Origin of the sequence: Allocoleopsis sp. (genome assembly GCF_036703385.1) — a bacterium.
Classification (GTDB): domain Bacteria; phylum Cyanobacteriota; class Cyanobacteriia; order Cyanobacteriales; family Coleofasciculaceae; genus Allocoleopsis.
In genome coordinates, this window is record NZ_DATNPA010000149.1 from 18,827 (window position 1) to 30,654 (window position 11,828).

Here is an 11,828-nt window from a genome sequence, read left to right on the forward strand (position 1 = left end):
TCCTTATGCTACAACAGGCTCTGCAATGCCAATCATGCCGACAAAACCAGGAAGATGTTTGACGCGATCGATCCAAGCCAACACATTTGGGTAATTGTCTAGGGAAATTTTGCCATCGGGAGCGAGGGCGACGTAAGGGAAGACTGCCACGTCGGCGATTGTCGGACGCTCCAACTCCAGCCATTGGCGATCGGCTAAATGATCGTTCAATTGAGTCAGGATGAACGCTGCTTTCTGATTTGCCTGTTCCACGTTGATGCTGCTCGCTTTGAACAGGTAGTACAAACGTGCCGCTTCTGGACCTTGCCGAATTTCTCCCGCTGTGGTCGATAGCCATCGAATCACGCGACTCATCGGTTCTGCCTCCAAGGGCAACCAGGATTCACCACCATACTGCCTCCCCAGGTAAACCAGAATCGCTTGAGCATCGGCTAGAACCGTATTTTCATCAACCAACACTGGCACCTGCCCAAACGAATTGAGTGCTAAAAATTCAGGCTGTTTGTGCGCCCCTGCCAACAAATCGACTTTAACCCACTCGTAGTCTAAGCCCAGTAACGAGAGCATTAATTTTGCTTTGTAGCTATTGCCAGACAGTTCGTGACCATAGAGCTTAATCATCGGTTAGTCCTCCTGCATTAGATAAGACCGAATCAGATTTAAAACTGTACCGTTCGTTCGGTATAGTCCTTGCTGTACTGAACGTTCGGTATAATGTCAACAGAAAACTTTTTGCCTTGCAATAAATGCCTAAAGAAACCTACATTCCTTCTCTGATGCGCCTGTTTCGGCAGTATGGCTACGATGGCGCAACTCTATCCAAGATTTCTCAAGCCACTGGATTAGGGAAAGCTAGCCTTTACCATCACTTCCCTGGCGGCAAGGATGAGATGGTTGAAGCGATGCTGGATTATCTTGAGTCCTGGTTAGACCAAAATATTGTGCAAACGCTCAACAGCCCAGGTGAACCCTTATCTCGCTTGCAATATATGTGCGATCGCGTGAATGAAGTCTATGAAGGGGGGAAGCAACCTTGCTTATTTGCGATTTTGCTGTTGGGTTCCGCCCGCGACGTGTTTCATGACAGAGTGAAAGCCATTTATCAAGTCTGGATTGATGCGATCGCTACTGTGCTAATTGAGTGTGGTATGAGTGAAGAACTTGCTCAACAGCGTGCCCAAGACGCGGTGGCTGCTATTCAAGGCTCATTGATTGTATCTCAGGGATTGGACGATCCATCTGGGTTTGTGCGGCTGATGCAGCACTTACCAGAAGAACTCTGCAAAGGTACATTGCCTTAACTCTCAAGCTTTCGACTCAGATAAAGAATGCGTTCGTGCCGTCAATGTCACAGAGAAAAGTCTCGATGTTAGCTTGCAATGACTGAAGCTATTGGTTTTGAAACGCAACCTGCGGCTTTAATTAAATCGGCGGCTTTTTCGCCAATCATGATGGTGGGTGCGTTTGTATTTCCTGTCGTAATCGTTGGCATGATGGAGGCATCCACGACCCGCAATCCCTCAATTCCATGTACTCGTAGTTCGGGGTCTACAACTGCCATTGGGTCAGTACCCATTTTGCAAGTGCCGACTGGATGATACACCGTATCGCAAGCTTCTCGGACATAAGCAACGAGTGCTGCATCACTCTGCTTGTCGGCACCTGGAGCGATTTCCTTACCGCGAAACTCATCCAAAGCACTTGCACCGAACAAGTTACGGAGTAATTTAATCCCGATAACCAGCTTTTGCACATCAGCTTCACTTTGGAGAAAGTTCATTTGAATCATCGGTGCGTCTTTGGGGTCGGGGGAACGCAAACTGACACTGCCAATGTTTTCGGGATGAGTCAAACAAACGAAACTTGTGAATCCTATACCTGAGTGGGCATAACCAGGCGGTACCAATACAACCGGCCCGAAGAGAAACTGTAAATCTGGCGCAGCATCCAGATTCCCCTCGGTATGCAAAAACAAGCTAGCTTCAGCGATACTACTGGTGCTTGCTGTATGTAAATCCTGAGTTGCCTCGTGTGCTACAGACACCACAGGGTGGTCTTGAAGGTTTTGACCGACACCCGGCAAATCAGCCACTACCGGAATTCCCATCGCTTGCAGGTGTTCTGCATCTCCAATGCCGGAAAGCATCAGTAGCTTGGGCGAATCGAACGCGCCAGCACTTAAAATCACTTCGGAGTTGACCCTGACTTGGTGCAGTGTACCCTCGTGCAGATATTCCACCCCAACGGTGCGGGTGCCCTCAAACAACAATCGAGTTACTAACGCTCCTGTTATTACAGTCAAATTGGGACGCTGGAGAATGGGCACAAGAAAGGCAGCCGCAGCACTGTGCCGCTTACCATCTTTGATGGTTAACTGATAGAGTTCTGCCCCTTCCTGCTGCATCCCATTGGCATCAGGATTGTGGTCATATCCGAGTGCCACCGCTGCGTCTACAAAGCGTTGGGATACCATAGCTGGTGCAATGAGATCGCTCACGCTTAACTCTCCATCGATCCCGTGAAATTCAGGCGCGCCTCGTGAGGAGTGTTCCGATTTTTTGAAGTATGGCAAAACATCTTGGTAACTCCAACCGGGATTTCCTAATTCCTGCCAGTGGTCATAATCGTGAGGATTGCCCCGCAGATAAATCATGAAATTAATCGAACTGCTACCACCCAAGACTTTGCCACGGGGACAAAAGATTTTGCGGTTATTTAAGTAGGGTTCGGCTTCAGAGAAATATGCCCAGTCTACCTCAGAACCCAGAAGACTGAGGCATTGGGCTGGAATGTGAATTTCTGGTTTTGTATCGGGATTACCCGCTTCGAGGAGTAACACGGTTGTGTCACTGTCTTGTGTCAGACGGTTGGCGACTACGCATCCTGCCGAACCTGCACCAATCACAATGTAATCATAGTGAGTCATAAAATTTTCTTCCTCGGCTGTCTGGAATGGATCTGCTAATTAATGACTTGCAGTGACAATGGCTGCCATCAACTGTTCAATGTTCCAGCGACTGGTATATCGAATTCCATTAATAAACAGTGCTGGAGCAACCGTTACCCCACTATGTAATCCACTTTCGATATCTTGATTGATGCGATCGATATGTACTTGACTGGATATATTTTGCAAAAATTGAGGAATATCGAGTCCTAGATTATTAGCATACTCCACAAGATAATCGTTTCCTAACGCTTGTTGATGGGTGAACAAAATGTCATGCATCTGCCAAAACTGACCTTGGGTGGCAGCCGCTTCAACCGCTTCAGCCGCCCGTTGGGCATAAGGATGTATTTGCGGCTGTGGAAAGTGGCGAAATACAAAACACAAGTCGTTGAGCTGTTGCTGAGTTGCCTTGATTAATCGGTGAACTTCGCCACAAGTGGGACACTGGTAGTCACCATATTGGACGAGTGTCACTGAAGTGCTCACCCTACCCTGAATATGATCTTGTTTTGAAATCGGCACAAGCAACCGATTACAATCACCGAGACTCATGAAAGCACCTCTTAGGAAAGGAGTGCAGCAGGTAGAGACAGATGATTGCTATGAAACCTCTTCCACAATTGGGTAAACCAATACCTCTCTGTTATCTGTTGCATACTCTCAATTTAGAGAGTTAAGTCGATTGTGTCGCTGAGAAAAACTTCAGAAGATAAGCTGACAAATTAGGCAACTGATAAACTGACAAATTTGACAGGTATGAGGCTACAGGCTAACAATGCCCCGCCTTAAGGCAACGATCACAGCCTGAGTGCGATCCTCCACGCCCAGCTTGCTTAAAATATGATTGATATGAAAATTGACTGTGCGTTCTGTAATATGTAGAGCTTTGCTAACGGCTTGGGTACTCTTACCCGTTGTAATGAGTTGAAGCACCTCTAACTCGCGATCGCTTAATTCTGGACTCGTCATGCGTTCTAAGAGTTTGGCACCTACATGCGGTGGAATGTGCTTCTGTCCTTTGTAAACAGCGCGAATAGCGGACAGCAATTCTTGTGGCTCGGCATCTTTGAGTAAATACCCTTTAGCACCTGAGCGCAATCCTTGATAAATTTCTTCATCGCCATCGTAAGTCGTCAACACGATGATCCGAGCAGCAGGAAACTCGGCGCAGATGGCAGTAATGGCAGCGACTCCATCCATCTGGGGCATTCGCAAGTCCATCAAAGTCACATCTGGCTGCTGTTGACGAAAGATGGTGAGGGCCTCACGACCATTCTCAGCTTGTTCAACGACAAGAATATCTAGCGCTTCTTCCAGCATAGTAACTAAGCCCTGACGCACAACCGGGTGATCGTCCACAACCAGAACACGAATAGCATTGGGTTGGCTCATGATGGCTCCTCCTGATTCACGGACACCACAATTTCTGTCCCTTGTCCAGGGGTACTCTGGATCTGGATCTGTGCTCCAATGCGATCGGCCCGTTCTGTCATCCCCAATAAACCAAAACCATTGTGGCTAGAAGAACGATCAATGGTAAATCCTTGTCCATCGTCCTTGATTCGTAAGATGCACTGCGTGGACTGATAGATTAGTTCAACGCGAATTTCAGTTGCGATTGCATATTTTAGTGCATTAGTCAATGCTTCTTGTCCAATCCTCAGCAGATTATTCTCCACCTCAGAGGGTAGCGGATAGGGAATACCAATGGCTTCACACATAATTGTCGTACCAGTGGATGATTCTAGCTGGGTTGTCAGTTGCTTGAAAGCGCTGAGCAAATCATTATTTTCCAATAAGTATGGACGGCGTAGCGCCTCTACAGAGCGGCGTGCCTCTGCGAGTCCAGTTCGGGCTAAGTTCTGTACTTGAGCTAGGTAAGCTTGAGCTTTTTCTGGGTCTACGGCTATCTTACTAGCAGCAGATCTAGCGTGAATGATAATACCGGTGAAGGACTGTGCCAGCGTATCGTGGATTTCTCGCGCCATGCGGTTGCGTTCTTCGAGAATCGAGGCGGCTTCGGCGCGTTTGCGTTCACGTAGTGCAGCGTTTCGCTGTTCGCTAATATCAAGAATCACCCCCAGCATCCGCACAGGCTGTCCGGCTGCATTATAAATGCCTCGACCTCTGCCAACCAACCAGTGAATACTGCCATTTGGGTAGATCACTCGATATTCAGCTTCAAAATCGGTATGAGTTGCTAGAGCTGCTGTAACAGCTTGCTCAATCCGATGAATATCTTCTGGGTGAACGCGATCGCGCCATGCCTGATAGCTACTCTCAACTTCACCTGGGACTAACCCCAGCAATCGAGCGTGGTTATCGTTCCAGTTTGTTGTGTTCTCAACGATATTCCAGTTCCAACTGCCGATGTTGGTGAAGTCCATTGTCAGCCTGCGTCGCTCTTCACTCTGCCGCAGGGCGTTTTCAATTCGTTGGCGCTCTTCAATCTCCTGCGAAAGCAGCAAAGTCCGCTCAATTACTCGTTGTTCCAATGTTCGGTTATAGTCGGCTAGCAGTTTCTCTGCTTGTTTGCGCTCAGTGATATCTTGAAAGGCTGCGATCGCATAAACTACATTGCCCTGTTCGTCAAAGACAGGAGTCCCCCACACCTCAACTGGAATAGTTACATTGTTTTGGTGAATTTCCAGATTATCAACTGTGGTGCGTTCGCCGTTCAATGCCTGGATAATAGGGAGTTTCTCAGTGGGATAGTTTTGCTCACCTCCCGCCAGATAACATTGATAAACCTCTGGAATTCGATCCGGTGGTACGGCAGGATCAATTCCCTTGCCCATTAGCTGAATGCCTCGTTGATTAGCGTAGTAAGGGCGACCTGTCGCATCAACTATGCCAATTCCCACGGGAATGGCTTCTAGGAATTGAGCCATCCGACTTTCGCTAGCGCGTAGTTTTGAGTAGAGTCTGGCATTTTCAATGGCGATCGCTGCCTGGGTCGATAACAGATTCAACACCTGCGATCGAGCGGGTGTAAACGCTCCAGTTGCTGATTGATTTTCGAGATACAACACGCTGACGAGCTTACTTTGATTCAGCAGCGGCAAACAAAAAATAGATTGCGTTTGGTTGCGTTGAATATAAGGTTCATTGATAAAATTACCTTCACAAGTGGCATCGTTTAAGATGACAGATTCATGAGTCCGGAGCACATACTGAATGATTGATTCGGGTAAGCGAGTTGCCATTGGAATTGATTGCAGCACTCGCGTAGCTAAAACATTCTCACCGTCATTGAATTCACAAGAAGCTTCAATCGCCCATTCTCCTGAATTTTCCAGAAGGAGGAATCCAGTTTTTGCCCCAGCATTTTCAATTAAAATTTGCATTAAAGAACTGAGCAACTGCTCCAGTTCAATCTCACTTGAAATTGCTTGAGTTGCTTTCATCACCGTTGCTAAATCGAGAGCAATATTTGAGGTATTTGATGTGGTTTCATTCGTAGTGCAAACTGGTGTAGAAACTACTTTAGACGACTGAGGAAATAGTTGAGGATAGCGAGTTTCTAAATCCTTCACCTTTGCCGTTGCGCCCCAGCGTCCATAGCAATAGTGCGCTTCTTTCATGTAGGTTTGGGCAAACTTTTCTCTGCCGCGAGATAGGTAAAATTTTGCAGCTAATTCATAGGCTAATGCTTCCTCTTGAATATACTCATTGTCTCTAGCACAAAGAATTGCTTGTTCATAGAATTCTTCTGCCTCAAACCACTGACCCAAAACTCGTGCCGTCTCTGCTTGCACCAAATGATATTTATGCAAATAATTCATTGGTGCGTAATGTGCCCATTGCTTCATTTTCTCCTGTATAACCGCAATTTTGCTGAGGATTTTCTCCTGCTCCTGAGCGCTGCTTCCGGCGTATGTTGCGAGTCTTGCCAGAGCATTATAGAAGTAGTACAAAGGAACAAGGGGTGTCGCCATGATGCGGATCACAAAACTTTCCGCTATGGTTGCGTTCTCAGATGCCTGAGCATACTCGGAAAATAGATAGCATAGGATAAGTTTGTTGAAATGTATGAGGAAGAGTATGACTCCATCAATTTCATGGTGTGGCAGTCTATTCTCCTCATTGTAGGATTCGCCAACGAGACGGGATGGATTGACCGAGCATCCCATCAAATTTAAGACAGACTGCTGAAATATTTGAGTCCAAGTGAGTGATGGTGTCTGTTTAATTTGACGGATGGCTTCACAGTATGTTGCCATCTCGTGTTCAACCTCTACAAGTTCCTTTCCAACAAGAAAGAATTGGAGGCAGTAAGTGAAAGCGCAATAGGCAGCAAACTCTAAATCTCCAGTTTCCAGCCCAGTTTGATAGGCTTCCAGGAATGGCTTCGATGTTTCCCTAACATGCTCTTTCCAGTGAATGATGAAGTTAGTTACTGTGAACAATGTTCTAGCTTTAATTGAATGAATTTTCAGATGAGGTAACAGCCTTAATGCAAGCTGCCCAAACTCGTAGCCAGCCTCAATGTTTCCGACCATCCCACAAAGGATTAACCCAAAGTTGGCATAGGCAAAAGGAGACACAAACGTATTGCCATATTGGATTGACAAGTTGACCTGTTTAAACACAAGTAGAGGCACCAAATCAGGAGCCGCATGATAGGCAACGAGCGTTATCCTAGATAGAATTCGCATTGCTGCTAGCTTCTCTGGCTTAGCCATTTCTGGCAATTGGCTCAAGTCCTGGATCGGTTTCTCGTCAAAGCGGGATGTGATTGCGTCGAGTTCAAGGTGAATATCTGACTGACTTAGCTTTTCGGGAAAACAGATCCCCAGTTGCTGCAAAACTTGCAATCCAGTGTTGATTGCTTCTAATAGCTGGTTCTGCGCGATATAAGTTTGAATTTTGGCTTCATAGACTTTCACGCTATTGAGAACAGTCTTGGCTGCTTGAAGAATGATCGCTGCCCAAGATTCTACCTGCTCAAACTCACCACACAAGTACGCAACTTCTGTTATCTCTATATATAACTCTAAGGTCAGGTCATAGTTGGTTTGCCAGCTAGACGCTGCCAGCCATGCTCTCCCTGTGGCTAAATAGTTTTGAGCCATACCATAAGCGATCGCTGCCTTTGCTTTCTGACCTGCCAATAGATTAAGTTTGGCAATTTCATCTCGTTCTGCTTGATCAGTGACCCGTTCAATCCCATGATTGAGATGGTCCACAATTTCAAACAACCGCTCTGATAACCGCTCTGGCAACGTTTTTTCAAGTAAATTTCGACCGATTTGCAGATGAACCGCCTGTTTGTGCGACTCATCGATTAAGGCGTATGCCGCTTGCTGTACGCGATCATGCAAAAACTTATATTCTTGAACTAACAAGTTCTCATCTAATTCGGAGAGAGGCTGAATTAATCCAGCTTGTACCGCTGCCAGTAAATCTAGAGAAACTGCTTGAGGAGGTTGCTCACAAACGATCGCTAACGTATCTAAATTAAACTCAGCACCGACACAAGCCGCTAACCGGAGAATTCGCTGTGTGTTCTCTGGTAGTTTCTTCAACTTGAAGAGTAGCAACTCCACTACATTATCGGTAATTGCTTGGGCTTGTATTTGAGCAATATCCCACTGCCAGCGGTAGTGTTCCGCGTCACAGCTCAGAAAATTTTCGCTGTACAGCATTCGCAAAAATTCGCTGACGAAGAAGGGATTGCCCTCAGTTTTACGCAGCACCAACTCAGCTAGGGTACGAACGGAGTCAGCATCCTGATGTAGTGTCTCGGCAATCAACTGACTCAACGGCTCCAGTGTTAAGGGTGCCAGGACAATCTCCTGAAGCACTGCCCCTTGTTTTCGCAGTCTCTCCAGCGTTAATATCAATGGATGTGTTGGATTTACTTCATTATCTCGATAGGCTCCAATCAAAAATAGCGATTGGGTTTGCTCATCAAGCAGCATCAGTTCGATTAACTTCAGCGTAGCTGAGTCAATCCACTGCAAATCATCTAAAAAGATCGCAAGTGGATGTTCCTTTGAACAAAATATCCGCATCAACGTCTGAAAAATGCGATTGAAGCGATTTTGAGCTTCCGTTGCACCAACTTCCGGTACGGGTGGCTGCTTGCCAATAATCAGTTCAAATTCAGGGATCACATCAATGATGATTTGTCCGTTGTTGCCCAAGACTGTTAGAAGTCGCGATCGCCACTGTTGCAATTGCTCGTCGGGTTCACCCAGCAGTTGCTGCACCAATTTTTGCAGAGCATGGGCGATCGCGCTGTAAGGAATATTGCGCTGAAATTGCTCAAATTTACCAGAGATAAAATAGCCGCGCTTTTGGGTGATTGGTTTATAGAGTTCCTGCACTAATGCTGATTTCCCAATTCCAGCATAGCCAGATACCAACATCATTTCGACTTTGAATCTTGGGTTGCCCGTTTGTTTCCTCTTTGAAGTCGTTTCTGAATCGTTCTGTAAAGAAGCGACGCGCTCGAAAGCTGCTAGTAACATTGCAACTTCCTTGTCCCGTCCATACAGTTTTTGTGGAACTTGAAAGTGATCGGAAACATCTTGAAGACCTAGTTGAATGCTATCAATTCGACCAGTTTCTTCTAATTGATGAACACAGAGTTCTAAATCGGCTTTGATTCCCCAAGCACTTTGATAGCGCTCCTCTGCATTTTTCGCCATCAATTTCAAAATAATATCTGAAACGGGTTTGGGAATCGATGCCTTCAGTTCGTGAGGCGCAATAGGTTGTTTGGCAATATGACAATGGACTAGCTCAAGAATGTCCGTTGTTGGAAACGGCAGGTGTCCAGTTAGAAGTTCGTAGAACGTCACACCGAGTGAGTAAAAATCGGTGCGGTAATCGAGCGAACGGTTCATGCGCCCTGTTTGCTCTGGAGACAGGTAGGCAAGTGTCCCTTCTAAAACATGCGGGCTTTTGAACGTTGGATGAGTGCGGCTAAATTGGGTAGCAATCCCGAAGTCAATGATTTTGACAACGCCAGTATTCGGATTAAGGACGATATTTCCGGGGTTGATGTCTTTGTGGATGACATTAGCGGCATGAATTCTGCCCAGAATATCTGTAATGTCGATCGCAAGCCCGAGAAACGTGGATAAGGGCATGGGGCAGAAGGTTTCTGGGCGCTTGTGCATCCATTGCTCTAAAGATTCTCCGCCAAAATCTTCTAAGAGAATGACGAGAGTGCGTTGATACTCCTGCTGGCTGTATGCCTTGATAACACCTTCCTCTTTGAGAGAACGGGTAATTTCATATTCCTGTCTGTAGCGTGTTAGTTCTTGGGGAGAGGGATAATCAAGCTTAAGCATTTTTACGATAAGCGATCGCTCATCTTTCACTCTGATGCCCCGATAGACTAAAGATGCTGAACTCTCATAGATTTTGTTTTGAATGGCAACTCCAGCTAGGGCAATCATTGAACTCTCTCCCGATGAGTATCATGAGCTGAGTTAACTTTGTCAGACAGACACGCTCAATGAATATACTTCCTTAGACATAGAGCCTGAATCCCCTCTTTAGGTTATCCAGTCAGACTGGAACGCCGTAAACGTGCAGCAGATGTGCGGAAGCTGAGTTCAAATTAAATTGGTATCACTAGAGTACTGACTTTTTTGATTAAATCGAGGGTAGAAAACCCTTTGGTTAAATAATCCGTTGCTCCTAAGCGTTTTGCCTCATCAAACCACTCCTCGGATAAGCGTGAGGAAATCACGAGAATTGGAACTGTGATGCCCGCTTTTCGGCATCGATCCACCAAGGTAAAGCCGTCCATATTCGGCATTTCAATATCCGTAATCACGAGATTGGGTTGGGGATGAGCTTGTAGCCAATTCCAGGCTTCTAGCCCATCCCGACAGCTATGAGTAGAATAGCCGTAAGTATTCAACGTCGCCTCAAGTCGTCGCCGCATCAATGCCGCATCATCCACAATTAAGATAGATTGGGTGACATCATTAGCGTCCCCAACACCAGAATTGGATGATGGAACAGTTGCAGCATCAACAGCCTGCGAGGAAGAGGACAACAGTCGTTCTGCCAATTTGTGAGCTTCTAGAACGGGAAACAACGTCCCATTGGTTCGTAAGCTCACACCAATTAACCCATCGGGTGCAACCAGTGGCTTTGGTAGTGGATTGATCAGGATTTCAGAGTGTTCTAAGAGTTCGTCAGCCAGTAACCAAACATCTTGTGTGGCTTCCTCTCCATAGATATAGAGGCAAACGGTTGTATCTGTTAATGGGCGATCGCCACAATGAGGTTGCCAGTACTTGAGCAAGTCTAGGGCAGGACGTGAGCCAGTTTCATCCTCGATGGTGTATGAGAAGGCAGAGTGAGAATCTTTAACGGGGGACACCGTCAAGTTGCTTAATAGATTGAGCGTCTTAATATCTTCGACAGGAAGAGCAAAGGTCGAATCACCTGAACGTAGTACTACACAGGAGACTAACAGGTGAGGCACCGGAAATTGGAGATGAAACGTTGTCCCAGAACCTGGAACGCTATGGAGCGTCAGCCGTCCTCCTAATCGAGCGACTTGAGCCGCAATCACATCCATCCCAATTCCACGCCCAGAAATCTCGTTCACTTGACTCCGAGAACTGAAGCCTGGTTGACAAATGACTGCCAGGAGTTCGGCTGGTGTTTCGGTGTTCGAGAGCGGTAATCCTAAAGCTTCGGCTCTGGCTTGAACGGCTTTGGCATCCATCCCGCGCCCATCATCCTTCAGTTCAAACTGGAATAGATTTCCCTGCCGCAGGAGCGATAGTGTCAGGGTGCCTTGTTCCGGTTTCCTCCCGGCGACTCGCTCCGCTGAGGATTCTAATCCGTGATCGTAGGCATTGCGAATTAAGTGAAGTAACAAGGGTTCCAAGTTTCGGGCTGT

General features: G+C 46.6%; 7 protein-coding genes. 1 reads left to right on the top strand and 6 read right to left on the bottom strand.

All coding sequences use genetic code 11. The annotated features are described in order from the left end of the window. Nucleotides 1-3: 3 nt before the first annotated feature. Nucleotides 4-621 (bottom strand): glutathione S-transferase, encoded by a 618-nt coding sequence (locus V6C93_RS07555; RefSeq protein WP_333476041.1) that lies wholly within the window; start codon nucleotides 619-621, stop codon nucleotides 4-6. A 125-nt stretch (nucleotides 622-746) separates the two neighbouring features. Between V6C93_RS07555 and V6C93_RS07560 the strand changes: the two genes are divergently transcribed. After that, a complete protein-coding gene (locus V6C93_RS07560) occupies nucleotides 747-1,301 on the top strand; it encodes a TetR/AcrR family transcriptional regulator (protein ID WP_333476042.1) in 555 nt (184 codons plus the stop codon). Nucleotides 1,302-1,369: 68 nt separating this feature from the next. On the opposite strand, the gene V6C93_RS07565 is transcribed toward V6C93_RS07560, so the two are convergent. The 5 genes from V6C93_RS07565 to V6C93_RS07585 form a co-directional block, all read right to left on the bottom strand. After that, nucleotides 1,370-2,926, bottom strand: a complete 1,557-nt coding sequence (locus tag V6C93_RS07565) for a GMC family oxidoreductase (RefSeq protein ID WP_333476043.1) — start codon at nucleotides 2,924-2,926, stop codon at nucleotides 1,370-1,372. A gap of 39 nt (nucleotides 2,927-2,965) precedes the next feature. Beyond that, the gene (locus tag V6C93_RS07570; RefSeq protein ID WP_333476044.1) at nucleotides 2,966-3,502 is read right to left on the bottom strand and encodes a DsbA family protein; all 537 of its coding nucleotides are present in this window, start codon (nucleotides 3,500-3,502) and stop codon (nucleotides 2,966-2,968) included. Between the two features lie 210 nt (nucleotides 3,503-3,712). Further along, entirely contained in the window at nucleotides 3,713-4,342 is a 630-nt protein-coding gene (locus V6C93_RS07575) for a response regulator transcription factor (RefSeq protein ID WP_333476045.1), read from the bottom strand. After that, the gene (locus V6C93_RS07580; protein ID WP_333476046.1) at nucleotides 4,339-10,362 is read right to left on the bottom strand and encodes an AAA family ATPase; all 6,024 of its coding nucleotides are present in this window, start codon (nucleotides 10,360-10,362) and stop codon (nucleotides 4,339-4,341) included. Before V6C93_RS07580 ends, V6C93_RS07575 begins: the two co-directional genes overlap by 4 nt. Before the next feature lie 164 nt (nucleotides 10,363-10,526). Further along, nucleotides 10,527-11,828: response regulator (locus V6C93_RS07585; protein ID WP_333476047.1), on the bottom strand; the 1,302-nt coding region annotated here is incomplete at its 5' end.

Excerpts from the sequence above, each read along its gene's own strand:
- V6C93_RS07570 (WP_333476044.1), bottom strand. The coding sequence starts at position 3,502 with ATGAGTCTCGGTGATTGTAATCGGTTGCTTGTGCCGATTTCAAAACAA.
- V6C93_RS07555 (WP_333476041.1), bottom strand. The coding sequence starts at position 621 with ATGATTAAGCTCTATGGTCACGAACTGTCTGGCAATAGCTACAAAGCA.
- V6C93_RS07580 (WP_333476046.1), bottom strand. The coding sequence starts at position 10,362 with ATGATTGCCCTAGCTGGAGTTGCCATTCAAAACAAAATCTATGAGAGT.
- V6C93_RS07565 (WP_333476043.1), bottom strand. The coding sequence starts at position 2,926 with ATGACTCACTATGATTACATTGTGATTGGTGCAGGTTCGGCAGGATGC.
- V6C93_RS07560 (WP_333476042.1), top strand. The coding sequence starts at position 747 with ATGCCTAAAGAAACCTACATTCCTTCTCTGATGCGCCTGTTTCGGCAG.
- V6C93_RS07575 (WP_333476045.1), bottom strand. The coding sequence starts at position 4,342 with ATGAGCCAACCCAATGCTATTCGTGTTCTGGTTGTGGACGATCACCCG.